The following is a 25730-nucleotide window of genomic DNA, read 5'->3' as shown; positions in this document are numbered from 1 at the left end:
GTGGACAAGTACCTTTATGTGGCAATGACCGGCGCCAGCCAGAACGCACTGGCGCAGCGGGCCCATGCCAACAACCTGGCGAACATCTCCACCAATGGTTTTCAGAAAGACCTGGAGCAGGCGCGCTCGATGCCGGTGTTTGGCGACAGCTTTCCGGCGCGGGCCTTTGCCATGTCCGAACGGCCTGCCACTGACTTCACCCCGGGCGCACTGGTGGAAACCGGTCGTGACCTCGACGTCGCGGTGAGCGGGCCGGGTTGGATGGCCGTGCAGAACCCCGACGGCGGTGAAAGCTACGTGCGCACCGGCAGCCTCAATGTCGACGCCCTGGGCGTGCTGCGGGCTGGCAACGGCATGCCGGTGATGGGCAACGGCGGGCCGATCGCCGTGCCGCCAGAGCAGAAAATCGAAATTGGCCAGGACGGCACCATCAGCATTCGCGCCATGGGCGAAGGCCCGCGGGTGATGGCTGACGTGGACCGCATCAAGCTGGTCAACCCGGACCTCAAGAACATGACCAAGGGCCTGGACGGTTCGATCCGGACCAAGGACGGCCAGCCGGCGCCCATCGATGCCAATGTGCAGTTGGTGTCGGGTTTCCAGGAGGCGAGCAACGTCAACGCCGTGGATGAAATGACTTCGGTGCTGGCCTTGGCCAAGCAGTTCGAGCTCCACGTCAAGATGATGAACACCGCCAAAGAAGGCGATGAAGCCATGGCTCGGGTCTTGCAGATCTAATCATTAATTACAGCGCTGCGCCGAAAAACAGGCGTACGAGGAGAATCGAATGCTTCCGGCTCTATGGGTTGCCAAAACAGGTCTGTCCGCCCAGGACACCAACCTTTCCACTATTTCCAACAACCTGGCGAACGTCTCGACCACGGGTTTCAAACGTGACCGCGCCGAGTTCCAGGACCTGCTGTATCAGGTAAAACGCCAGCCTGGCGCCCAATCGACCCAGGACAGCGAATTGCCGTCGGGCCTGCAAGTGGGTACCGGTGTACGCATTGTCGGCACCCAGAAAAACTTCAACGCCGGCAGCCTGCAGACCACCGAGCAGCCGCTGGACATGGCCATCGACGGTCGCGGTTTCTTCCAGATCCTGCAACCGGACGGCACCACGTCCTACACCCGTGACGGTACGTTCCACCTCGACTCCAATGGCCAGATCGTCAACGCCAGCGGTTTCGCCCTGGAGCCGGCGATCGTCATTCCGAACGATGCCCAGACCTTTACCGTGGGCCGTGACGGCACCGTGTCCATCACCGTGGCAGGCAACCCGGCCGCCCAGGTGATCGGCAACCTGCAGACCGCCGACTTCATCAACCCGGCCGGCCTGCAAGCGGTGGGCAACAACCTGTTCCTGGAAACCGCTGCCAGTGGCGCGCCGCAAGTCGGCACCCCGGGCCTGAACGGTTTCGGCACCACGCTGCAGAACACCTTGGAAACCTCCAACGTGAGCACCGTCGAGGAGATGGTCAACATGATCACCACCCAGCGTGCCTACGAGATGAACTCCAAGGTGATCTCCACCGCCGACCAGATGCTCTCGTTCGTTACGCAGAATCTGTAATCGTCACAACGTCCGTCACCACGTAGACAGGGCGACCCCAGGGTCGCCTGCAACACCAAGAGGTAGGGTCATGAAACGCTTCGTATCTGTTCTGGCACTGAGTGGCATCACCGCACTCGCGGGCTGTGTCGCGCCGACACCCAGGCCCAATGACCCGTATTACGCTCCGGTGTTGCCACGCACGCCGTTGCCGGCTGCCGCCAACAATGGCTCGATCTACCAGGCCGGCTTCGAGCAGAACCTGTACAGCGACCGCAAGGCCTTCCGGGTCGGTGACATCATCACCATCACCCTGAACGAGCGGACCCAGGCCAGCAAGAACGCCAACTCGCAGATCGACAAGACCAGCGAAACCAGCGTCGGCCTGACCTCGCTGTTCGGCTCCAGCCTGACCACCAACAACCCGATCGGCAGCAATGACCTGAGCCTCAACGCCGGTTACAGTGCCGACCGGGCCACCAAGGGTGACAGTCAGTCGGGCCAGAGCAACAGCCTGACCGGTTCGATCACCGTGACCGTCGCCGATGTGCTGCCCAACGGCATCATTGCCGTGCGGGGCGAGAAGTGGCTGACCCTCAACACCGGTGACGAGCTGGTGCGCATCGCCGGCATGGTTCGCGCCGATGACATCTCTACCGATAATACTGTTCCGTCAACTCGTGTGGCCGATGCGCGCATCACCTATTCGGGCACCGGTGCCTTTGCCGATGCGAGTCAGCCAGGCTGGTTCGACCGTTTCTTCCTCAGCCCGAAGTTCCCTTTCTAGGTGGCCCAGTTGAATCTTAAGCAGCTGTTGATCGGTGCCTTGGTGATGTCCGCAGCCTTTACCGCTCAGGCCGAGCGTTTGAAGGACATCGCCAGCATTTCCGGCGTGCGCTCCAACCAGTTGATCGGCTACGGCCTGGTCGTGGGCCTGAACGGCACCGGCGACCAGACCACCCAGACCCCGTTCACCCTGCAGACCTTCAACAACATGCTGTCGCAGTTCGGCATCAAGGTGCCGGCCGGCTCTGGCAACGTGCAGTTGAAGAACGTCGCAGCGGTGTCGGTCAGTGCCGATCTGCCGGCATTCGCCAAGCCCGGTCAGCAGGTGGATATCACCGTGTCGTCCATCGGTAACTCCAAGAGCCTGCGTGGCGGTACGTTGCTGCTGACGCCACTCAAGGGTATCGACGGCAACGTCTACGCCATCGCCCAGGGCAACCTCGTGGTGGGCGGTTTCGATGCCGAGGGTCGCGACGGTTCGAAGATCACCGTCAACGTTCCGTCGGCCGGTCGCATTCCCGGCGGTGCTTCGGTGGAACGTGCGGTGCCGAGCGGTTTCAACCAGGGCAACAGCCTGACGCTGAACCTCAACCGTTCCGACTTCACCACCGCCAAGCGCATCGTCGACAAGATCAACGACATGCTTGGCCCAGGCGTGGCCCAGGCCATCGACGGCGGTTCGATCCGCGTCACCGCGCCGCTGGATCCGAGCCAGCGGGTCGACTACCTGTCGATCCTGGAAAACCTCGAGGTCGATCCGGGCCAGGCGGTGGCGAAAGTCATCATCAACTCGCGTACCGGCACCATCGTGATCGGCCAGAACGTCAAGGTTTCCCCGGCCGCCGTGACCCACGGCAGTCTGACCGTGACCATCACCGAAGATCCGATCGTCAGCCAGCCTGGCCCGTTGTCCAACGGCCAGACGGCCGTAGTGCCCCGTTCGCGGGTCAATGCCGAGCAAGAAGCCAAGCCGATGTTCAAGTTCGGCCCGGGCACTACCCTGGATGAAATCGTCCGGGCGGTGAACCAGGTCGGCGCGGCGCCGGGCGACTTGATGGCGATTCTCGAAGCCTTGAAGCAGGCCGGCGCGTTGCAAGCCGACCTGATCGTGATTTAAGGACACCGGCCATGGTGGATATGCGCAAAGGCGCCTTGATCAGCGGGGATTCGGCTTCCTACTCGGACCTGAACCGCCTCAATCAGCTCAAGGTCGGCGACAAGAACAGCGACGGTAACCTGCGCAAGGTGGCCCAGGAGTTCGAGTCGCTGTTCATTGGCGAGATGCTCAAGTCCATGCGTTCGGCCACCGAGGTGCTGGGCAAGGACAATCCCATGAACACGCCCGAGGCCAAGCAGTACCAGGAAATGTACGACCAGCAGTTGGCCGTTTCCATGTCTCGCGAAGGCGGCGGCATCGGGCTGGCCGATGTGCTGTTGCGCCAGATGTCCAAGAACAAGCCTACGGCCCCTGGTGAGGCAGCCACATTGTCCGCCGCCAAGCAACAGGAGGCGTTGGACAAGGTGGCCAAGCGGGTTCCGACGCCGGTGGCGGCAGGTACATTGCCTACCGACGGTCCCTTGTCGCGTAGCAACGGCCAGCGTCCGCTGTGGGCTTCGCGGGCTGTGAGTGCGCCGCAAGGGGCCGAGGGTATCCACCGCAACGACATGGAACTGCTCAACCAGCGTCGCCTGGCCCTGCCACCGAAACTGGCTGACCGTCTGCTTGCCGGGCTGGTGCCCTCGGCCGCGGTCAACGCCGATGTGCCTGCACAGAACGTCCTGACGGATCGCGCCATCGCCGCCGTCAAACCGGCGACTGGCGAACTGGCCAATGGCGACTGGTTGGCTGCACTCAAGGCAGCCGAGCCGAAAGGCGATATGCAGGTCTATGGCCGCGCCGTGGCCCAGCCGCCGCTGGCACCGGCACGCAAGGCCTTCCGCGATGCCGACGAATTCGTCAATGCCATGCTGCCAATGGCCAAGGAAGCGGCCGACCGCATCGGTGTCGACCCGCGTTACCTGGTAGCCCAGGCCGCCCTGGAAACCGGTTGGGGCAAATCGGTCATGCGCCAGCCCGATGGCAGCAGCAGTCACAACCTGTTCGGCATCAAGGCCAGCGCCAACTGGAAGGGCGATTCGGCCCGGGCGATCACCAGCGAATTCCGCAATGGGGCGATGGTCAAGGAGACGGCCGAGTTCCGTTCCTACGCCTCGTACCGCGACAGTTTCCATGACTTGGTCAACCTGCTGCAAAGCAACAGTCGCTATCAAGATGTGCTGAAGTCGGCCGATAAACCCGAACAGTTTGTACGCGAGTTGCAGAAGGCCGGTTATGCCACCGACCCGAACTACGCGAATAAGATTTCGAACATAGCCCGGCAGATGACGAGTTACCAAAACTACGCTTCTGCAGGTGCCACCACGACTTTATAAGGTCTGAACCATGAGTTTGCTCAATATAGGGATGTCGGGTCTGTCAGCAAGCCAGACCGCGTTGGTGACCACGGGTAACAACATTTCCAACGTCGACACGGCCGGTTATTCGCGTCAGCAGACCGTGCAGACCACCAAAGCCTCCAATCAATACGGCAACGTGTTCATTGGCTCCGGTACAACCCTGGCTGACGTGCGCCGGGTGTACAACTCCTACCTTGAAGCTCAACTGAAAACCACCACCTCGCTCAACAGTGACGCGGCGGCCTATCAGGGGCAAATCACCCCGCTCGACTCCCTGTTGTCGGACAGCGGCACCGGCATGAACGGCGCTCTGACCAAGTTTTTCGCTTCGGTGCAAAACGTCAATGCCAAGCCAGGTGACGATGCCTCCCGTCAGTTGCTGCTCAGCGACGCCCAGGCCCTGAGCAACCGTTTCAACTCGATCGCCAGCCAACTGACGGCGCAGAACGAGAACATCAACGGCAACCTGACGAACATGGTTGAGCAGATCAACAACCTGGCCGCCACCGTCGCTCAACTGAACAAGAAGATCGCCGAGGTCTCCAACTCCGGCGGTGCTCCTAACGACCTGCTCGATGCCCGCAACGAGACCATTCTCCAACTGTCGACCTTCACGGGTACTCAGATTGTGGAAAACGGTAGCAGCCTGGATATCTACCTGGGTTCCGGCCAGCCGCTGGTGATGGGCAACACCGTCAATACCCTGCAAGCCGTGCCGGACAAGAACGATCCGGGGCGCGTGGGCATCCAGCTCAACAGCGGTTCCAGTTCGATGGACCTGACCTCGGTGCTCACCGGTGGCGAGATCGGCGGCCTGATGCGCTACCGCAGCACCGTGCTCGACCCGGCCATGAACGAGCTGGGTCGCGTGGCCCTGGTGGTCGCCGACCAGATGAACAGCATCCAGGCCTCGGGCATCGACAAGAACGGTGCCTTCGGTTCGAATCTGTTCAGCAGCATCAACAGCGCCGCTCAGATGAGCCAGCGTAGCGTCGCCGCGTTGACCAACAGCGCAGGGTCCGGCAACTTCAACGTGTCCATCGAGGACACCGGCAAGCTGACCGTCAACGACTACAAAATCACCTTCACTACAGGCACGGACTATACCGTCCAGCGCCTGCCCGACGGCACGTCGATGGGCGCGTTCAACACCGCGACCACGCCGCCTCCGGTGGTCGATGGCTTCTCGCTGACCTTCGGCAGCGGCACGGCGGCGGCCGGTGATTCGTTCAAGATCACCCCGACCCGTAACTCGGCGACCAGCATCAAGACCGAGATGACCGATTCCAAGCGGTTGGCGATTGCCGCGCCATTGGGCGCGGCCATCACGCCGGGCGGCAGCGGTACGCTGACCATTCCGGCCAGCGGCCAACCGACGATGACCACCAAGCTGGACATCTACGACGAAGCCACCACGACCATCATCCAGAACGGCATCAAGAGTTCCATGCCGGTCAAGGTGGTGTTTGGCGCGACTTCGGCCGGGGGCACCAGCCAGGCTTACCGATTGCTGGATGCCAAAGGCGGCCTGATCAGCAGCGGCACGATCAAGCCAGGCCAGAGCAACACCCTGAGCCTGAGCGTTCCACTCAAGGACGCCAGCGGCGCCCCGATCATGGATTCATCCATACCGCCGGCGCAGCGTACCGTCACCTTTGACATGTCCATCGCCGGTTCGCCATCCGACGGTGCTGGCATTGACGTCAGCCTCAGTCAGCCTGGTAGCCTGGACAACCGTAATGGTACGGTTCTGGCCGGCTTGCAGACCGCCAAGACCGTGGACACCAGTTCCGCGAGCAAAGGGATTTCCCTGAACGACGCCTACGGCAAACTGGTGGAGGGTGTCGGCTCCAAGGCCGCCCAGGGCAAGCTCGACAGCGCCGCCACCGGTGCAATCCTGGACAACGCCAAGACCGCCCGCGACTCGTTGTCGGGCGTGGACCTGGATGAAGAAACCGGCAATCTGGTCAAGTTCCAGCAGTACTACACCGCGTCTTCGCAGATCATCAAGGCGGCGCAGGAAATCTTCACCACATTGATCAACAGTCTTTAAGGAGCCGTAGCCCATGCGCATTTCCACCTCCCAGTTCTACGAGAGCACGGCTGCGAACTACCAGAAAAACTTCGCCAAGGTGGTCAAGACCAGCGAAGAAGCCAGCAGCCTGGTGCGTGTGAATACTGCCGCCGATGATCCGGTGGGGGCTTCGCGTCTGCTGCAGTTGGGCACTCAGGCGTCGATGCTTGCCCAGTACGAAACCAACGCCAACACCATCAAGGCGACCCTGGGCACGACCGAAGCGGTGATGACCAGCATCGGCAACGTACTGCAGCGCGCCAAGGAATTGGCCGTCGGTGCTGGCAACGCCGGCTACACCGACGCCGACCGTCAAGCCAACGCCTCGGAGCTGGCACAGATCGAAGAGCAGTTGCTGAGCCTGATGAACAGCAAAGACGAGAACGGCAAGTACATTTTCGCAGGCTCCAAGGGCGATACCATTCCGTTCACCCGCAACAACGATGGCAGCTACAGCTATAACGGCGACCAGGTGACCCTCGACCTGCCGATTGGCGACACCATGTCGATGGCCACCAACAGCACGGGATGGGAAGTCTTCCAGCAGGCTGTCAATACCAGCCGCAGCCAGGTCACTATGACCGCCCCGGCGGTGGATGATGGCCGTGTTGTGCTGTCCAATGGTCAGGTATCGTCCAGCGTCAGCTACAACAGCAAGTTCCGCAGTGGGGAGCCGTACACTGTCGAGTTCACCAGCGGCACGCAACTGAAAATCACCGACTCCGGCGGCAATGATGTCACCGCGGAAGCCAGCCGGGGTGGTGCTTTCGACCCCAACAGCAAAAGCGGCCAGGCGGTGCAGTTCCGGGGACTGGAATTGACCCTGAACATCAATCTGCAGACCGGTGATAACGCCGGTACCGTATTGCCCGGCCATACTTTCACCCTGGCCGCCAAGCCGGACACGTTTGTCCCGACCCGCAGCCCGGGTAACCCGACCACGGTCCAGATTACCAACAGCACGATCACTGACCCGGTGGCGTATCACGCCAGCTTCCCTACCGGTTCGGCTGTGTTGAAGTTCACCAGCGCCACTGATTTCGACCTTTACGCTGCGCCGTTGACCGCTGACAGCCAGCCGGTGTCCAGCGGCACTCTGGCTGGCAACGTGGCCACCGCTTCGGGGGTGAGCTTCACCCTGGACGGTACGCCGGCTGCTGACGATCAGTTCAGCATCGCGGTCAACACCCACGAGACCCAGAACATCCTGGATACCGTGAACCAGCTGAAAACCGCACTGAGCACGCCGACCAACAATGATCCGATTGCTGTGCAGAAGTTGCAGGCGTCGCTGGCCTCCGGTATCGGTAACCTGGCGAGCGGCACCGATCAATTGTCCAGCGCCTTGAGTTCGGTGGGTGGGCGCGGACAGGCCTTGGAAAATCAGAGCGACACCAACCAGAGCCTGATCCAGGCCAACACCCAGACTCAATCGTCGATCCGTGATTCCGACGCGGCCGAAGTGATGACCCGACTGACCTTGCAGCAGACCATGTTGCAGGCCTCGCAACTGGCCTTCAGCAAAATTACCCAGTTGGGTCTGTTCAACAAGATCTGAGCCGGTATCGACCGAGCCGCCAACCGTCTTTTTTTAAGCGGTTCCGGGGCGCCGATCCGAAAGGGTCGGTGCCCGCCGCTCGAGAGTTTTAACCGTGAAGTCACTTCCGCTCGTCAGCATCGTCATCCCCGCGTACAACCCTCGGTTTTTTGACCAGGCACTGCTCAGTGCCTTGGCCCAGACCTACGAACACATCGAGATAATCGTTTGCGATGACTCGCCAGGCGATGAAATTCGCCAGATCGTCGACTCCTTCCCTGAGCCGTCCCATCCGATCCGCTATTTGCGAAACCCGCAGCGACTGGGGCTTCAGGGCAACCTGTTGCGGTGTGTCGAAGAGGCCAGCGGTGAGTTCATCAAGGTGCTATGCGATGACGATCGCCTATTCGCACCGAGCATTGCGATGCAGGCCCAGGCGTTGATGGATCATGCAGACGTGAGCGTGGTGTTTGCGCTTCGGCTGTTGTGCGACGCAGGCAACTTCATCTTGCCACCCCGCGTGGACAACTGCCGCTTCTCGCCTAATGACGCCTTGCTCAAGGGCGACGACATGCTGGCGATTTTCGAGAGCACGCCAACCAACTTCATTGGCAATTTCAGTTCGGCCCTGATGCGTCGCGCCGATGTGCTGGAGTTGTTGCCCGCGCTGATTCAGGACGGTGCCGGTTTTGTTGCGGTGCTCGACTTTGCTTTGTTTGTCTGTCTGATGCGACGCGGCAATCTGATTGCCTTGAACACTGTATTGAGCATTGAGCGCCTCTACCCGGAGCGTTTGAGCAAGACCCCGGAGATGCTCAAGGCTGCCAAATTAGAGTGGGAATGGCTGGCTCAGATGCTTGTTGCGCGCAGCGGTGAAGCGGCTCCAGCCTCGGGTTGGGTGCGTTGCATCGATTTGAATAAAATCACTGACCAGCCTCATGCCTGGCAGGAGCTCTGCGTAATCCGCGTGCTGGGCAACCGAAGTACCGTCGTCAACGGTCGGGTAGGCGCCCAGAGCGAGAGCTATGCCGAGTTCTACCGTGAATGGCTGTCGAATCGTCGTTTCAGTGAGGTCGAACAGCGTGTCATGCCTGCGCGCATCGACAGTTGGCCGTTGCGTCCGAACATCGTGCCCATTGTCATCGACGGTGCCGGTGACGATGTGGCATTGGCGTCCACGCTGCGCAGTATAGACGGCCAGCTCTATCCGGCCCAGGCTGTCGTGGTGCTTTCCGACGCCCGTTGCGAGGCTAATGATCGGGTGTTGCAGTTGCCCTATCAGCCCGATTGGGCGCGGCAACTCAATGCCATTGTCCCGCAGTTGGAGGGCGCGCATTGGTTCTATCTTCTGCGCGCTGGCGATACCCTCCGTGATTCAGCATTGTTGATCCTGGCCGAACGCGTGGCCGGGAAGCCGGGAATTCTCTGCGCTTACAGCGATGAGGGCGCACTGGTAAACGGCGAGTCCATCGAGCCGGTATTCAAGCCTGATTTCAACCTCGACCTGATGCGCGCCTATCCTTACGTCGGCCGGGCCCTGGCCTTCGAACGTGAGCGTTTCATGACCTTGGGCGGTTTCGACCCGACCCATGGTGAGCTGGCACCTCACGATTTGCTCTGGCGGTTGGTAGAAGAGGCCGGCCCGCAGACCATCGAGCACATTGCCGAGATTCAGGTGGAATCCAGCCTTAGCTTCGCCCAATGGTTGTCGAGGCCCGAGGTCATCGAGGGCAACGCCGCGATGGTGGGGGCACACTTGGACCGCATTGGGGCGGTTCATGAGATTCGCCAGGATACGTTGCCGTTGATTAATCGCATCGACTACCGACACGGCTCGCGTCCCTTAGTGTCGATCATCCTGCGCACCGGTCACTCGCTTGCAGCATTGCAGCGTTGTACCGAAAGCCTGATCGAACGTACGGCCTATACCCACTATGAAATTCTGATCGTGGACAGTGGCGTCCGAGACCTGGCCACGCTCGATTGGCTGGCGAACATGGCGCAGTTGGGCGCAAGCATGCTGCGCGTGCTGCGTTACGCCGGTGACGACAATGAGGCTGCGGTGCGTAACTTTGCCGCGACCCAGGCCCGGGGCGACTACTTGTTGCTACTTAGCCCACAGATGGTCATTTGCGAAAGTGATTGGTTGGACGAACTGATCAACCATGCCTTGCGCCCCGAAGTCGCGGTGGTCGGCGCAAGGATACTCAGCCCCCAGGGTACGATTGTCAGCGCAGGACAGATCCTCGGGTTGGCCGGACCGGTGGGATCACCGTTTTATGGCGAGTCCGCGACCTCGCGTGGCTACATGCAGCGTCTGCACACCACTCAGAACTGGAGTTCGGTCAGCAGCGACTGCCTGATGGTGCGCAAGCAGGTGTTCGAAGAGCTCGATTGTCTTGATGAAGCGACGTTCACCCAGGGCCTCAGTGACGTCGATTTGTGCCTGCGCATAGGTAAGGATGGCTATCTGGTGGTCTGGACGCCTTACGCCAGCGTCATGCAAGCAACCGAGCAATCGCCAGCCCAGCCGGAAGAAGCGTTGCAGGAGCGCGAGCGTGAAGTTTTCTATCGCAAATGGCTGCCGCAGATTGCTCGTGACCCGGCTTACAGTCCTTCCTTGAGCCTGGGGGCGTCGAGCTTCGGTCTGGAACCTTCGCTACGCAGTAACTGGAACCCGTTTTGCACCCGTACATTGCCACTGGTACTTGGTTTGCCAGTCAACGCCACCGCAGTTGGCCATTATCGCGTCACGGCCCCCCTGGCTGAGCTTGAAGCTGCCGGTCGAGTGATTGCCCGGGTGGCCTACGAGTCGCCTTCGACCGTTGAAATCGAGCGGCTGTCTCCAGATGCCATCGTGTTGCAGGGGCGCTACAGCGAAGGTGCTGCTGGCGACATTCTACGAATGAAGAAGTATTCCGGCGCTTTGAGGATTTTTGAACTCGACGACTACATCGTAAGCGCGCCCAAGAAAAACACCCACACGCGCAACAAACCGGTCAACACCGAGCAGATGTTGCGCGAGGGTATCGCGTTGTGTGATCGCGTGGTGGTGACAACTCAGCCGCTGGCGGATGCCTTATCCTGCATGCACAACGAGATCCGCGTGGTGCCTAACATGTTGCGACCCGAGCCATGGGCCCGGTTGAGCAGCCGGCGCGGAACATCCTCCAAGCCACGGGTCGGCTGGGGCGGCGGGACCAGCCACAGCGGCGATCTGGAAATCATTGCCGACGTCGTCCGCGAGCTTGCCAATGAGGTGGAGTGGGTGTTCTTCGGGATGTGCCCGGAAGTATTGCGCCCCTACATTCATGAGTTCCACGCCTCCGTCGGGTTGCAGACTTACCCGTTCAAACTGGCCAGCCTGAACCTCGACCTGGCACTGGCGCCGCTGGAGTTCCACATCTTCAACGACTGCAAGAGCAACCTGCGCTTGCTGGAGTACGGCGCCTGCGGCTACCCGGTGATCTGCACCGACACCAAGGCCTACGACGGTTTCTTACCGTGTACCAAAGTACGCAGCAACAGCACCGAGGAGTGGCTCTCGGCAATCCGCATGCACTTGGCCGACCCTGACGCCAGCTACCGCATGGGCGATGAACTGCGCGAAGCGGTGTTGCGGGACTACATGCTCAGCGGCAAGAACCTGCAACATTGGTTGTGGGGGTGGTTACCGGACTAGCTCTGACAAAACTTGGAACAATGGCGACTTTAGTCGCCTTTTTTTCGCTTCAATCCCCATGCCCACAAGCCGATAAAGGCAGATGAGTTTCTTTTGATCGCGAGCGGTTTTATCCAATGCTGCTTGAAAAAATACCCGGTTTCTCAACAGAGCAAGGAAGAAGCAAATGGCAGTGATAAATGGAACGAGCGGCGCGGATACACTGGCCGGGAGCAGTGATGACGATGAGGTCTATGGATTGGCCTCCAATGATGTACTCCTGGGCAGCACTGGTGCGGACAGACTGGATGGGGGGACGGGGGTCGATACGGTGGATTATTCCGCTTCGACGGCTGCCATCGACATTGATATTCGCAACGGTGTAGGCCGGGCTGGGGTCGGTGGTGATGCGGAGGGCGATACGCTGGTCGCGGTCGAAAAAGTCATCGGTACGGCCTTTGATGACAGTTTCACCAGTACGATCGGTAATTTGACCTTTGAAGGTGGTGCTGGCAACGATATCTACAACGTTGCCACGAGCGGTGTAAAAATCATTGAGCAGGCCGATGGAGGTATCGACGAGTTGCGTACCAGTTGGACGGTGGCGACCATGGATCCCTTTATCGAGAAAATGGCTTACACCGGCAGTGGCAACTTCACCGGTTATGGAAATGCCAGCGACAATATCATCATCGGTGGTGTAGGCACCGACGTGCTGTTCGGCGGTGATGGCGCCGATCAATTCTTTGGCGGCGCGGGGCTGGATGTGGCCGGTTATACCGACAGCAAAGTGGCCGTAACCATTAACCTTAAGACCGGTGTCCATTCCGGCATCGCGGCGGGCGATACCTTCACCGACATCGAAGTAATTCGGGGGACAGGCGCTGCCGACACCTTTGTCGCGGATGGCCGGGCGATCGGTTTTGATGGGGGGGCGGGAATTGACACAGTGGACTATTCCACTTCGGCCGAGGCGATCAATGTCGATATTCGCGTCTATAAAGGCCTGCCAGGAACTGGCGGTGATGCCGAGGGCGATACGCTGGAAGGCATCGAAAAGGTCATCGGTACGGCGTTCAATGACACATTCACCAGTGCCTGGGGCGCCGTGACGATGGAAGGCGGGGCCGGAGATGATCTTTATACCGTCAATACCAGCGGCAACAAGACGATCGAGCTGGCTGATGGCGGTTATGACGAAGTGCGCACCAATCAGGCCACTTTCACCCTGAACCCATTTATCGAGAAATTGAGCTACACCGGCACGGCCTCTTTCACTGCTTACGGCAACGCCAGCGACAACATCATCATTGGCGGTGCAGGCAACGACGTGCTGTTCGGCGGTGACGGCGCCGATCAGCTCTTCGGCGGCGAAGGCCTGGACGTGGCCGGTTATACCGACAGCAAGGTGGCGGTGAACATCAATCTCAAGACGGGTGTTCACTCGGGCATTGCCACTGGCGACACCTTTACCGGCATCGAAGTGATCCGTGGCTCGAATTTGAACGACACCTTTGTGGCGGACGGCCGGGCGATCGGTTTTGACGGCGGCGCGGGCGTCGACACGGTGGATTACTCGACGTCGGCCGAGGCGATCAATGTCGATATTCGCGTCTATAAAGGCCTGCCAGGAACTGGCGGTGATGCCGAGGGCGACACGCTGGAAGGGATCGAAAAAGTCATTGGTACCGCATTCAATGACACGTTCACCAGCGCCTGGGGAGCCGTGACGATGGAAGGCGGGGCAGGGGACGATCTCTATACCGTCAACACCAGCGGCAACAAAACGATCGAGTTGGCCGATGGCGGCTTCGACGAAGTGCGTACCAACCAGGCCAGCTACAGGATGGATCCGTTCATCGAGAAACTGACCTACACCGGAACGGCCGCTTTCACCGCCTATGGCAACGCTAGCGAAAATATCATTATCGGGGGCGCAGGCAACGACGTGCTGTTCGGCGGTGACGGAGCCGACCAGTTCTTCGGCGGCTCGGGGCTGGACGTTGCCGGTTATACCGACAGTAGCGAGGCCATGTACATCAACCTCAAAACCGGGGTTTATTCGGGTATTGCAGTTGGTGATACCTTTACCGACATCGAAGTGATCCGTGGCTCGAATTTGAACGACACCTTTGTAGCTGACGGTCTGGCGATTGGCTTCGATGGTGGTCTGGGAATAGACACGGTGGATTATTCGACCTCGGCCGAAGCGATCAATGTCGATATTCGCGTCTATAAAGGCTTGCCTGGGATTGGCGGTGATGCCGATGGCGACACGCTGGAAGGTATCGAAAAAGTTATTGGTACGGTGTTCAATGACACGTTCACCAGTGCCTGGGGGGCTGTAACACTGGAGGGAGGGCTCGGTGACGACGTCTACATTGTCAACACCAGCGGGAACAAGACGGTCGAGCTGGCCGATGGCGGCTTCGACGAAGTATTTACTAATCAGGCCATCTTCACCATGGACCCGTTCATTGAGAAGATGACTCACACTGGCACGGTGGCATTCACAGGGTACGGCAACACCGGCGATAACATCATCATCGGTGGTGGCGGCAACGACGTACTGTTCGGCGCTGCTGGTGCAGATCAACTCATTGGTGGAGCAGGCGTGGATGTCGCCAGCTATGGCGATAGCCGGGTAGCGGTTACCCTTAATATGACCACAGGCGTCCATTCCGGTATTGCAGCAGGCGATACCTATCAAGAGATTGAAACGCTGCGTGGGTCGGGTTTTAACGACACCTTCATCGGCGGTTCGCAAGCGATGGGCGTGGATGGCGCGTTGGGAACTGATCTGGCCAGCTATGAACAGTCCTCCAGCGCGGTGACCATCGACCTGACAACCAATGTGAATGCCGGTGATGCGGCAGGCGATACGTTTACCGCGATTGAGATCTATCAGGGCTCCGATTTCGATGACACGCTATTGGGCTCTGCTAAAGCCGACATTTTTATTGGTGGTGCGGGCGCCGACGTCATTGATGGTCGCGATGGTGTGGATCAAGCCTGGTATATCAACAGTGCTGCCGCTGTGGATATCAACCTTCAGACGGGTATTCACCAGGGCGGCGACGCCCAGGGTGATGTGCTGACTAACATCGAGCGGGTCATGGGCAGCCAGTTCAATGATTCGATGACAGGAGACAGCCTGGCTAACTGGTTGGAGGGTGGGCTGGGCAATGACACCATCTACGGGGGCGATGGCGCCGATTACATCTATGGCGGCTTGTACACTGCTACAGGCCCGATGCTTCCCGGTGGCCCTGCCAACGTAGCCCAGGCCGATCAGCTCTATGGCGGCCTCGGCAACGATGCGCTTACCACGGCCAACCTGGACACCGGAGCAGTGGCCTATGGAGAGGCAGGCAACGACGGCATTGCCGTGTTCAGCGGCACTGCTGATGGTGGGGCTGGCAACGATATTTTGTTGGGCAGAGGGGATGGTTTCCGCTTGTTGGGCGGGGCCGGCGATGACACTTTAACTGTCGCCGAAGGTGGTCAGGGGTTCGTTAATGGAGGTCAGGATGACGATACCTACGTCATCGATACCTACGGCCAGGTCACGATCAAGGATGACGGTACAGGAGGGTTTGATCGGGTGTTGCTGAACGGAATGGAGTCGATGGACACGATAACGACCGTGCGCAGTGGCAATGACGCCTATATCTTCAATACCTCGAGCTACCATTCAGGCCAACCGCTTTCGGACATGGGCGTGAAGCTGCAGGATTGGTACGCGGGCTTCAACACCATCGAGCAGTTCCATACCTCTAATGGAGATGTCTTTACGATCCCCGCATAACAGCGTTCCCCCTTGCCCGGGGTGCTTGATATAGGACAGGGCTACAAAAACGCCTCTGGGTCAATAAGACCCAGAGGCGTTTTTTATTTGCCCGCGCAGCATGGGCGCAATCTTACGCAGGCGAGTCCAGCCGTAAACGGACTGTCTGGTGCGGAACTTGCAGCCCAGCGCAAAGCGCTCGAAGAGCGTCAAGTTTCCTTACGACCTCTGTCATCAAGTCAGTATTGACTGGCGACATGGATGTCATGAAAAACCAAGGGATGGATAACAGTTGAAAACCCCTAACGCTGTCAGTGCGCCTGTTGTTGCGCCTCCATTGAAATCGGCATTGCGCCGGGGGCTGATAGGCGCCGCGCTGTTTTCCGGGGTGATCAATATCCTGGCGCTGATTGGCCCGGTGTTCATGCTGGAAGTCTACGACCGGGTCATTCCCAGCCAGAGCGTCCCGACCCTGGTCGCCCTGGGGCTACTGGCGCTGGGGGTTTATGCGCTTTCGGGCCTGCTGGATATCATTCGATCCCGAGTCATGGTGCGAATTGCTTCCTCGCTGGATCTGACGCTGTCTTCGAGAGTCTTCAACGTGATTGCCGGTGCTTCGCTGAAAACGCCGATTACCGGAGACGCTTTGAAACCGGCCCAGGAGCTGGATCAGATCCGCGGTTTTATTGGTGGTCCGGGACTTGTGGCATTTTTCGATTTGCCGTGGATGCCGGTTTACCTCGCGGTCTGCTTTTACATTCACCCGCTCTTTGGTCTTTTAACCGTCGCCTTGATGATTATCCTCATCGCGCTGACCGTACTCACTGACCGGCAGACCCGCAAATTGATGCAGGCGTCGGCCGATGCGTTGAACAAGCGCAATCACCTGGGCCAGCAAGCTCACCAGAACGCCGAAGCGCTGATGGCCATGGGCATGTTGGCCAACACGTCGACTATCTGGCAGAAGAATCACAGCACCTTCATTACCCTGCAACGACGCTCGATCGACATTGGTGGCTTTTACGGTGGCATTTCCAAAACCCTGCGCCAGGTCGTTCAGTCGGCTGCCCTGGCCTTGGGTGCATGGCTGGTGATCCAAGGCGACTTGAGCGGCGGCACGATGATCGCGGCCTCGATTATTGTGGCGCGGACGCTGGCACCGGCGGAGCAGGTCATTGCCTCGTGGCGCAGCCTGTTGGGTGCCCAGATCGCCTGGAAGAAACTAGTGGAAGTGTTCTCGCTGTTCCCGGATGCCCAGAGCAAGACCGAGCTTCCTGCGGCCCATCGCAACTTGCAGGTCGAAAGTGTTTTCGCCGCGCCACCCGGCGCGCAGCGCCTGACCTTGCAAAATATCAACTTCCTGGTCGCCGCGGGCACTGCCGTGGGGGTGGTGGGGCCGAGCGCATCGGGCAAGTCGTCATTGGCGCGGGTCCTAGTCAACGCCTGGGCCCCGGCGCGGGGGCATGTCCGGCTCGATGGCGCGCCGCTGGATCTGCTGACCGAACAGGCTCGAGGCAAGTTGATCGGTTATCTGCCGCAAAGCGTTGGGCTGTTTACCGGAACCGTCGCCCAGAACATCGCCCGCCTAGACCCTTCGGCACCGGACAGCGCGATTGTCAGCGCTGCGCAATTGGCCGGGGTTCATGAGCTGATCCTGCAGTTGCCCCGAGGCTATGAAACCCAAGTAGGCGAGGGCGGAGTCAACCTCTCGGCCGGTCAGCGACAACGGGTGGCACTGGCCAGGGCTTTATTCGGTGATCCGTTCCTGGTGGTGCTGGACGAGCCAAATTCAAACCTCGATGCCGAAGGCGAACAGGCGCTGGCCAAGGCCATCCTGGCGCTCAAGGCTCGTGGTGCAATCGTGGTGGTGATTGCCCATCGCACCAGTATCTTGTCAGTGATTGACCATGTGCTGATTCTCGAAAACGGCATGCAGGCAGCTTTCGGTCCCAAGGATGTCGTCCTTAAAAGGCCGCCTGCACCAGTTCCCAGGCCCGCCAACAATGTCGTGGAATTGGGAGTGCCCAACTGATGCAGGCCGATCAAGAAGCCAATCTGACCGATTCTTTATCCCGTCATCTGCGTTGGGGGGCGGTGTCATTGGTGCTGCTGCTCGGTGGAAGCCTGACTTGGGCGATGTTGACCAACCTGTCTGGTGCAGTCATTGCCTCGGGGGTAGTGGCCGTGGAGGGCAGCGTCAAGACGATTCAGCATCCTACCGGAGGTGTGGTGGCCGAATTACTGATCAAGGAAGGGCAGACAGTCGCGGCAGGGGACGTGCTGTTGCGCCTTGATGCCACATTGCCCGCCGCCAGCCAGGCCATTGTCAGTAAATCCTTGAACCAGGCTTGGGCGCGTCTGGCTCGCCTGGAGGCCGAGCGGGACGATGCCAGCGAGGTAGTGGTACCAACGGAGTTGCTGTCCCGCATGAGCCTGGAGGAGGCCGAGTCGGTCATGGCTATAGAGCAGCAACTGTTTCTTGACCGGCGCGCTTCCCGCGAAGGCCAGAAGAAGCAACTGCGCGAGCGTGTCCAGCAACTCAACGAAACCATTGCCGGTCACGACATCCAGCAGAAAACCAAGCTGGAAGAAATCGAACTGATCGATAGCGAATACCAGGCCGTCAAGAAACTGTTCGACAAAGGCATGATGACTCTCGATCGGGTCAATGCCCTGGCTCGAGGTATTGCCCGCTTGCGCGGAGAGAGGGGACAGTTGATGGCGTCCATTGCCGAGGCTCGGGGCAAGATCGCCGAAACCGAGTTGCAACGACTCCAGGTTGACCAGACTTTCCGCAGTGAAGTGTCCCAGGAACTGAGAGATTTGCTGGCCCGTCAGGGCGAATTGATCGAGCGGGAAATCACTGCCAGCGATCAGCTCAAACGCATCGACATCACCTCGCCTATTGCCGGACGCGTGCAGCAATTGGCCGTCCACACAATCGGTGGCGTCATCTCACCGGCCGAGGGGCTCATGCAGATCGTACCCGCCGACGATGAACTGCTGGTGGAGGCGAAAATCAGTGCCCAAGACATTGACCAGCTAACGGTCGGGCAATCCGCGACCTTGCGCTTGAGCGCGTTCAACCGCAGCACCACGCCCGAACTGACCGGCACCGTGGTGCGACTGTCAGCAGATCTGATTCAGGATGAGCGCACAGGGGCGGGGTTCTATCGGGCGGGTATCAAAATTCCTCAAAGCGAATTGGCGAAGCTGCAAGGGCTAGCCCTGGTGCCGGGAATGCCGGTTGAGTCGATGATCCAGACCGGCTCCAGAAACGTCATGTCTTACTTGCTCAAACCAATCAGCGACCATGCCCAGCGAGCATTCAGAGAGGGCTAGTTTTTAACGTTGAATGGCTTGGCGAGGTTATGAACGCTAGAGCTTTCGATACCAGGATTTGCTGGCGCGTTTCCTGCAAGCCCCCCTCATATCGCCATAAAACGAGCGCTCGCGGCCCATCGCGGCGTCCGGATCGGCATCGAAGGTGTAATCCCCGCGCCCGCAAAGCGAAACAACGCTTGGCCGAGCCCGGTGATGAACAAGAGGGGAGACGATGAAGGCAGTTATCTTGGCAGGTGGTCTCGGTACGCGGATCAGCGAGGAGTCGCACCTCAAGCCCAAGCCGATGATCGAAATCGGTGGCAAGCCAATTCTTTGGCACATCATGAAGCAGTATTCCGCCCATGGAATCCACGACTTCGTCATTTGCCTGGGCTACAAGGGCTACGCTATCAAGGATTTCTTCGCCAATTACTTCCTGCACACCTCCGACGTCACCTTCGATATGTGCAACAACCGCATGGACGTTCACCAGAACTACAGCGAGCCGTGGCGCGTGACCCTGATCGATACTGGTGAAGACACCATGACCGGCGGACGGCTGCGTCGTGCGGCCCGTTACCTGGAAAATGAAGAGGCGTTCTGCTTCACCTATGGCGATGGTGTTTCGGACCTCAATATCGGTGCGCTGGTGGATTTTCATCTGTCACACGGCAAGCTGGCCACGGTGACTGCAGTCCAGCCTCCCGGACGCTACGGCGCGCTTGAACGCGATGGCGATACGGTCCTGGGCTTTACTGAAAAACCCCGGGGTGACGGTGGCTGGATCAACGGTGGTTTCTTTGTACTCTCGCCGAAGGTCCTGCCTTATATCGCTGACGACCAGACTTCCTGGGAAGCCGAGCCGCTGGCGGAGTTGGCGACCGAGCAGCAGCTCCAGGCGTTCCAGCACGATGGCTTCTGGCATCCCATGGACACCCTGCGGGATAAAAACCACCTCGAAGCCCTGTGGCAAAGCGGGGAGGCTCCATGGAAGCAATGGGACTGAACCCGGAGTTCTGGCGCGGTAAGCGGGTGCTGGTGACCGGTCATACCGGTTTCAAGGGCAGTTGGCTGACGTTGTGGCTGCAAAGCCTGGGTGCCCAGGTCTGCGGCTTTTCCCTGGACCCGGCCACCAAGCCGAGCCTGTTCGAGTTGGCCCGGGTGGGCGAGGGCATCGACGATCGGCGTGCTGACCTGCGTGACCTTGGTGCCTTGCTGGAAGTGCTTGCCGACGTGCAGCCGCAGATTGTCCTGCACCTGGCGGCCCAGCCGTTGGTGCGTGAGGGGTATCGCGATCCGTTGGGTACCTATTCCAGCAATGTCATGGGCACCCTTAACCTGCTCGAAGCGATCCGTCAGATTGGCGGCGTACGCGCCTGTGTCCTGGTCACTACCGACAAGGTCTACGCCAATCAGGAATGGCTGTGGCCCTATCGCGAAAATGAACCTTTGGGTGGTCACGACCCCTACAGCAGTAGCAAGGCCTGCTGCGAATTGCTGGCGCAGTCTTATGCCGCGTCGTTCTTTTCGGCCGAGCGATTCGCTGAGCACGGCCTGGCCTTGGCCACGGCGCGGGCTGGCAACGTATTGGGCGGCGGTGATTTTGCCCCCGAGCGCCTGATTCCGGACGTGCTCAAGGCCTGGTCGGCGGACGAGCCGGTGACGCTACGTTATCCACAAGCCGTGCGCCCGTGGCAACACGCCTTGGAGCCGTTGGCCGGTTATCTACAGTTGGCCGCTGGCCTCTATGAGCAGGGGCCGGAATTTGCCGGTGCCTGGAACTTCGGCCCTGGCGAAGCGGACATGTGCAGCGTTGGCGAAGTCGTCCAGTTACTGGCCGAGCGCTGGCCGCAAGCGCCCGGCCTGCGCATCGAACCGAGCGACTTACATGAGGCTGGCCTGCTGCGTCTGGACAGCAGCCGCGCCCGGCAATTGCTGGGTTGGCAGCCGCGCTGGTCGTTGCAGCAGTGTCTTGCCCAAACCCTTGATTGGCATCTGGCGTGGCAGAACGGCGATGACATGCGCCAAGTCACGCTGGGTCAGTTGAACCTGTACCGAGGCACGTTGTGAGCGAGTTCGCATTGAAGGCATTGCCGCTGGCCGGCTTGTTCAGCGTCCAGCACAAGCGCTTCGAAGACCAGCGCGGGCATTTCGCCCGGCTGTTCTGCGAAGGCAGCCTGAGCGCGTTCGGCCAGCCGTTTCATATCCGCCAGATCAACCATTCCTGCACCCGTGAGCGGGGCAGCGTGCGTGGCCTCCATTATCAGAATGCAGCACAACCGGAAGCCAAGCTGATCACCTGCCTGCGGGGTGAAGTCTGGGACGTGGCCGTGGATCTACGACCCGATTCCGAAACGTTCCTGCATTGGCATGCCGAGCAGTTGAAGGCGGGTGATGGCCGCAGCCTGTTGATCCCGGCCGGGTTTGCCCATGGGTTCCAGACCCTGACCGACGATGCCGAGCTGCTTTACTTGCACAGCGCCGACTACGCCCCGGAGCATGAGGGCGGCCTGTCGGTGAGTGATCCGCGGCTGGCGATTGCCTGGCCGCTGCCTGTCAATAATCTGTCGACCCGGGACAGCAGTCATCCCCTGCTCGATGGGCGTTTCGCTGGAGTGTGTCTATGAATTGCCGCGGTTGCGGGACTGCCCTGGCGTTGCCACTGATTGACCTCGGTACGTCACCGCCGTCCAACGCCTACGTGCGGGCCGACCAACTGGAACAGGCCGAGCAATGGCTACCCCTCAAGGTCGCTGTGTGCCAGCAGTGCTGGCTGGTGCAAACCGAAGACTACACTCGCGCCGACAGCCTGTTCGACGCCGAGTATGCCTATTTCAGTTCGTTCTCCAGCACTTGGTTGGCCCATGCCGAGCGCTACGTGGCCGAGATGGTCGAGCGCTTTGGGCTGGACGCCGATAGTCGTGTGGTGGAAATTGCCGCCAATGATGGGTACCTGTTGCAGTACGTCGCCAGGCGCGGCATCACATGCCTGGGCGTCGAGCCGACCCACAGCACCGCCGAGGCTGCCCGTGCGAAAGGCCTGGAGATTCGTGAGCTGTTCTTTGGTCGCGAAACGGCTGCGCAATTGAAGGGTGAGGGTTGGGCTGCCGATCTGATGGCGGCCAATAACGTGCTGGCTCATGTACCGGACATCAACGATTTCCTCGCAGGTTTTGCCACGTTGCTGAAGCCGACGGGGGTGGCGACGTTCGAGTTTCCACAACTGCTGACGCTGATGGCCGGGCAGCAATTCGACACTCTGTATCACGAGCATTATTCCTACCTGTCGCTGACTGCCGTACAGGCCTTGTGTGAGCGCAACGGCCTGGAGGTGTTCGACGTCAGCCCACTGTCGACTCATGGCGGTTCGCTGCGGGTGTTCGTCCAGCGGGCCGACGGCATTCGCCGGCCAGTGCTGGCGACGGTGCAACAGCAATTGCAGGCCGAACGGGATGCCGGCGTGAAAACCGCTGCGTACTACGCCACGCTGGCGCCGGCCGCCGAAGCCATCAAACATGGGTTGCTGCGCTTTCTGTTACAGGCCAAGGCCGATGGCAAGCGTGTGGTCGGTTACGGCGCCGCGGCCAAGGGCAATACCTTGCTCAACTATGCCGGGGTCAAGCCGGACCTGCTGACCTGGGTGGCGGATGCCAACCCGCACAAGCAGGGCAAGTACTTGCCGGGCAGTCGGATTCCTATTGTGTCGCCCGAGCGTATTGCGATAGAGAAACCCGACTACATTCTTGTCCTTCCCTGGAACTTGCTGAGCGAAGTCAGCCAGCAGTTGGCTGAGGTTCGCCAATGGGGCGGGCAATTCGTCATCGCGGTGCCTGAGTTGACGCTGCTATGAAGGTTTTAGTGACCGGCGCCACCGGCTTTGTCGGCCGTCATCTGGTCACGGCCTTGCTCGCGCGAGGTTGTCAGGTCCGGGCCGTTGCGCGCCGCGTGGAACCGGCCAGGGCATTGCCCTGGTTCGAGCGGGTTGAATTCGTCGCGACCGATGTCCACGCAGCAGAACTGGACGTCGCTGCTTTGGTCGAGGGCGTCGATGCCTTGGCGCATCTGGCGTGGCCGGGACTGCCGAATTACCAGGCATTGTTTCATTTCGAACATAACTTGCTGGCCGATTATCAGTTCATCAAACAAGCCGTCGTGGCGGGGGTGGGACAGGTGCTGGTCACGGGCACCTGCTTCGAGTATGGCCTGCAGAGCGGGCCGCTCGATGAGCAGATTGCGCCGCAACCGGCCAACCCGTACGGCTTGGCAAAAAATACCTTGCGCCTGTTTCTTGAACTCCTGCAGCGCGAGCACCCGTTTACCTTGCAATGGGCACGATTGTTCTACCTGCACGGCGCCGGCCAGAACCCCAGCAGCCTGCTCGCGGCGCTGGACCGGGCCATCGATGCCCAAGCCTCGGTATTCGATATGTCCGGGGGCGAGCAGCTGCGCGATTACCTGGCAATCGAAACAGCCACTGCTTATCTGGCGGGCCTGCTGTCGCGGCGCGAGTTCAATGGTGTCGTCAATTGCTCAAGTGGCGTACCAGTGTCGGTTCGCTCGCTGGTGGAAACACGGCTGCGCGAGCGTGGCGCGGCCATTCGCCTGAACCTGGGCCATTACCCCTATCCGACTCACGAACCCATGGCGTTCTGGGGCGTGGCCGAGCGTTTGCACACCTTGTTGGGAGCCGAACATGATGCGTGAGCTGTACCGGGCCACCGGCCTTCCGGTTCTGCAGAACCGTACCTTCGCCGATGAGCAGTCGGCCAGAGCCTCGGCGAGTGCCGACATGGTCCTGGTCCAGGACGAAGTGAGCGGGTTGGTCTTCAATCAGGCATTCGATGCGGACAAGCTCTGCTATGACAGTGATTATCAGAACGAACAGGCCCACTCAGGGCAGTTCCAGCGGCACCTGGCTGATGTGGAGGGCATCATTGCTCGACATTTCAGCGGCCAGGAACTGATCGAGGTCGGTTGTGGCAAAGGCTATTTCCTGGAGCTGCTCAAAGAGCGGGGCTATGCCATCACCGGCATCGACCCGGCTTATGAAGGCGACAATGCTGACGTAATCAAGGCGCCGTTCACTCGCGATCTGGGCCTGTCGGCCGATGCGGTGGTGCTGCGTCATGTACTGGAACATATCCAGGACCCAGTGGCTTTCCTGGCTGAAATCGCAGCGGCTAACCAGGGTGGGCAGATTTATATCGAAGTGCCATGCCTGGACTGGATTCTGGAGCATCGTGCCTGGTTCGACCTGTTCTACGAGCACGTCAATTATTTCCGCCTCGATGACCTGAGCCGGATGTTCGGTACGGTACATGAGGCCGGGCACCTGTTCGGCGGTCAGTACCTGTACATCGTTGCCGATCTGGCCACATTGCGCCTGAAGCCGGGGCAGCCCGTTCCAGCCTTGCAATTGCCCGACGAATTCACCGCCAGCCTCGGTCGCGCCGTACAGATTGTTCAGGCTGCGCCGCAACAAGGCTCCGCGATCTGGGGGGCCTCCTCCAAGGGCGTGATCTACTCGCTATTCCTGCAACGAGCCGGTGTTGCAGTGGACTGCGTGGTGGATATCAACCCGGCCAAGCAAGGTCGGTATCTGCCGTTGAGTGGTGTGCGGGTTTCCTCGCCTGAGGAGGCGATGGGTGCTCTGCCTGAAGGGGCGCACGTATTTGTAATGAATTCCAATTACCTCGAAGAGATCAAGCGGATGACCGGTGGGCGCTATGTCTACCACGCCGTTGACAGCGCTTCGTTCCAATAACCGCGAGATTCGAAAATGACCGACAACACTATCCATAAAGCTTTCGAAGCCCAATGCCAGACCGAAATCGCCGGTCAAGGCCAAGACCAGAAACTCGTCGGCTTGGCCAAGGAGTTTTTCAACGAATCGGCCCGCCACAAGTACAGCTACCATTTTTCATGGATGGGGCGGCCGATCATCCAGTTGCCACAGGACATGATGGCGATGCAGGAATTGATCTGGCAGATCAAGCCTGACCTGATCATCGAATGCGGCATTGCCCACGGCGGTTCGATCATTTATTACGCCTCGTTGCTGGAGCTGCAGGGCCATGGCGAAGTGCTGGGCATCGACCTGGATATCCGTCCCCATAATCGCGAAGCCATCGAGAGCCACCCGATGAGCAAGCGCATCTCGATGATCGAAGGTTCGAGCATCGATCCGGCCATCGCCGAGCAGGTCCATGCAGCGGCCAAAGGCAAGAAAGTCATTCTGGTGCTCGATTCCAACCACACCCATGATCATGTGCTCGAAGAGCTGCGTTTGTATGCGCCACTGGTCTCGGTGGGCAGCTATTGCGTGGTGATGGATACGGTGGTGGAAGACATGCCAGCTGACTTTTTCCCGGATCGCCCATGGGGCCCGGGTGATAACCCGAAAACCGCTGTGTGGAAATACCTTGAAGAAAACGACTGCTTTGAAATTGACCAGCAACTGCAGAACAAGCTGCTGATCACTGTTGCACCGGATGGTTATCTGCGTCGGGTTCGTTAATCCATCCGTTTCAAGTCATTGGTGTCTGGCAGGTT

General features: G+C 59.8%; 18 protein-coding genes. All 18 read left to right on the top strand.

Annotated features, from left to right (window positions below):
• The 18 genes from BLT00_RS18255 to BLT00_RS18170 all read left to right on the top strand — a co-directional run bounded on the left by BLT00_RS18255 (position 1) and on the right by BLT00_RS18170 (position 25695).
• A complete protein-coding gene (locus tag BLT00_RS18255; protein WP_092145009.1) occupies positions 1-738 on the top strand; it encodes a flagellar basal body rod protein FlgF in 738 nt (245 codons plus the stop codon).
• Positions 739-787: 49 nt separating this feature from the next.
• Positions 788-1573, top strand: a complete 786-nt coding sequence (flgG, locus tag BLT00_RS18250) for a flagellar basal-body rod protein FlgG (RefSeq protein WP_053120245.1) — start codon at positions 788-790, stop codon at positions 1571-1573.
• Between the two features lie 70 nt (positions 1574-1643).
• Positions 1644-2339 (top strand): flagellar basal body L-ring protein FlgH, encoded by a 696-nt coding sequence (gene flgH, locus BLT00_RS18245; RefSeq protein ID WP_018614454.1) that lies wholly within the window; start codon positions 1644-1646, stop codon positions 2337-2339.
• Between the two features lie 45 nt (positions 2340-2384).
• Positions 2385-3455 carry a flagellar basal body P-ring protein FlgI gene (locus BLT00_RS18240; RefSeq protein WP_162488974.1) on the top strand — a complete coding sequence of 357 codons (1071 nt, stop codon included), beginning with the start codon at positions 2385-2387 and terminating at the stop codon, positions 3453-3455.
• A 14-nt stretch (positions 3456-3469) separates the two neighbouring features.
• A complete protein-coding gene (gene flgJ, locus BLT00_RS18235; protein ID WP_092145043.1) occupies positions 3470-4771 on the top strand; it encodes a flagellar assembly peptidoglycan hydrolase FlgJ in 1302 nt (433 codons plus the stop codon).
• 10 nt (positions 4772-4781) lie between these two features.
• Positions 4782-6848, top strand: coding sequence for a flagellar hook-associated protein FlgK (flgK, locus tag BLT00_RS18230; protein ID WP_092145007.1), 2067 nt, complete (start codon positions 4782-4784; stop codon positions 6846-6848).
• 13 nt (positions 6849-6861) lie between these two features.
• Positions 6862-8427: a flagellar hook-associated protein 3 gene (locus tag BLT00_RS18225; protein WP_092145005.1), complete on the top strand. Its 1566-nt coding sequence runs from the start codon at positions 6862-6864 to the stop codon at positions 8425-8427.
• A 94-nt stretch (positions 8428-8521) separates the two neighbouring features.
• Positions 8522-12088: a glycosyltransferase gene (locus BLT00_RS18220; protein ID WP_092145003.1), complete on the top strand. Its 3567-nt coding sequence runs from the start codon at positions 8522-8524 to the stop codon at positions 12086-12088.
• A 166-nt stretch (positions 12089-12254) separates the two neighbouring features.
• Positions 12255-15875 (top strand): beta strand repeat-containing protein, encoded by a 3621-nt coding sequence (locus tag BLT00_RS18215; protein ID WP_092152544.1) that lies wholly within the window; start codon positions 12255-12257, stop codon positions 15873-15875.
• A gap of 271 nt (positions 15876-16146) precedes the next feature.
• Positions 16147-17886 carry a type I secretion system permease/ATPase gene (locus BLT00_RS18210; protein ID WP_092144999.1) on the top strand — a complete coding sequence of 580 codons (1740 nt, stop codon included), beginning with the start codon at positions 16147-16149 and terminating at the stop codon, positions 17884-17886.
• Entirely contained in the window at positions 17886-19196 is a 1311-nt protein-coding gene (locus BLT00_RS18205; RefSeq protein WP_092144997.1) for an HlyD family type I secretion periplasmic adaptor subunit, read from the top strand. Before BLT00_RS18210 ends, BLT00_RS18205 begins: the two co-directional genes overlap by 1 nt.
• Before the next feature lie 214 nt (positions 19197-19410).
• Positions 19411-20184: a glucose-1-phosphate cytidylyltransferase gene (gene rfbF, locus BLT00_RS18200; RefSeq protein ID WP_063322426.1), complete on the top strand. Its 774-nt coding sequence runs from the start codon at positions 19411-19413 to the stop codon at positions 20182-20184.
• The gene (gene rfbG, locus BLT00_RS18195) at positions 20166-21248 is read left to right on the top strand and encodes a CDP-glucose 4,6-dehydratase (protein ID WP_092144995.1); all 1083 of its coding nucleotides are present in this window, start codon (positions 20166-20168) and stop codon (positions 21246-21248) included. Before rfbF ends, rfbG begins: the two co-directional genes overlap by 19 nt.
• The gene (locus BLT00_RS18190; RefSeq protein ID WP_092144993.1) at positions 21245-21805 is read left to right on the top strand and encodes a dTDP-4-dehydrorhamnose 3,5-epimerase family protein; all 561 of its coding nucleotides are present in this window, start codon (positions 21245-21247) and stop codon (positions 21803-21805) included. Before rfbG ends, BLT00_RS18190 begins: the two co-directional genes overlap by 4 nt.
• Positions 21802-23028 carry a class I SAM-dependent methyltransferase gene (locus tag BLT00_RS18185; RefSeq protein ID WP_063322423.1) on the top strand — a complete coding sequence of 409 codons (1227 nt, stop codon included), beginning with the start codon at positions 21802-21804 and terminating at the stop codon, positions 23026-23028. The genes BLT00_RS18190 and BLT00_RS18185 overlap by 4 nt, the downstream gene beginning before the upstream one ends.
• Complete coding sequence (locus BLT00_RS18180) at positions 23025-23882, top strand: NAD-dependent epimerase/dehydratase family protein (RefSeq protein ID WP_092144991.1); 858 nt, start codon at positions 23025-23027, stop codon at positions 23880-23882. The genes BLT00_RS18185 and BLT00_RS18180 overlap by 4 nt, the downstream gene beginning before the upstream one ends.
• Positions 23872-24942 carry a class I SAM-dependent methyltransferase gene (locus BLT00_RS18175; protein ID WP_092144989.1) on the top strand — a complete coding sequence of 357 codons (1071 nt, stop codon included), beginning with the start codon at positions 23872-23874 and terminating at the stop codon, positions 24940-24942. The genes BLT00_RS18180 and BLT00_RS18175 overlap by 11 nt, the downstream gene beginning before the upstream one ends.
• 15 nt (positions 24943-24957) lie before the next feature.
• Positions 24958-25695, top strand: a complete 738-nt coding sequence (locus tag BLT00_RS18170) for a cephalosporin hydroxylase family protein (RefSeq protein WP_063322420.1) — start codon at positions 24958-24960, stop codon at positions 25693-25695.
• Positions 25696-25730 lie beyond the last annotated feature (35 nt).

It is taken from the genome of Pseudomonas sp. NFACC51 (assembly GCF_900103575.1).
Lineage (GTDB): Bacteria > Pseudomonadota > Gammaproteobacteria > Pseudomonadales > Pseudomonadaceae > Aquipseudomonas > Aquipseudomonas fluorescens_Q.
This window is presented reverse-complemented; position numbering and strand designations above follow the sequence as displayed.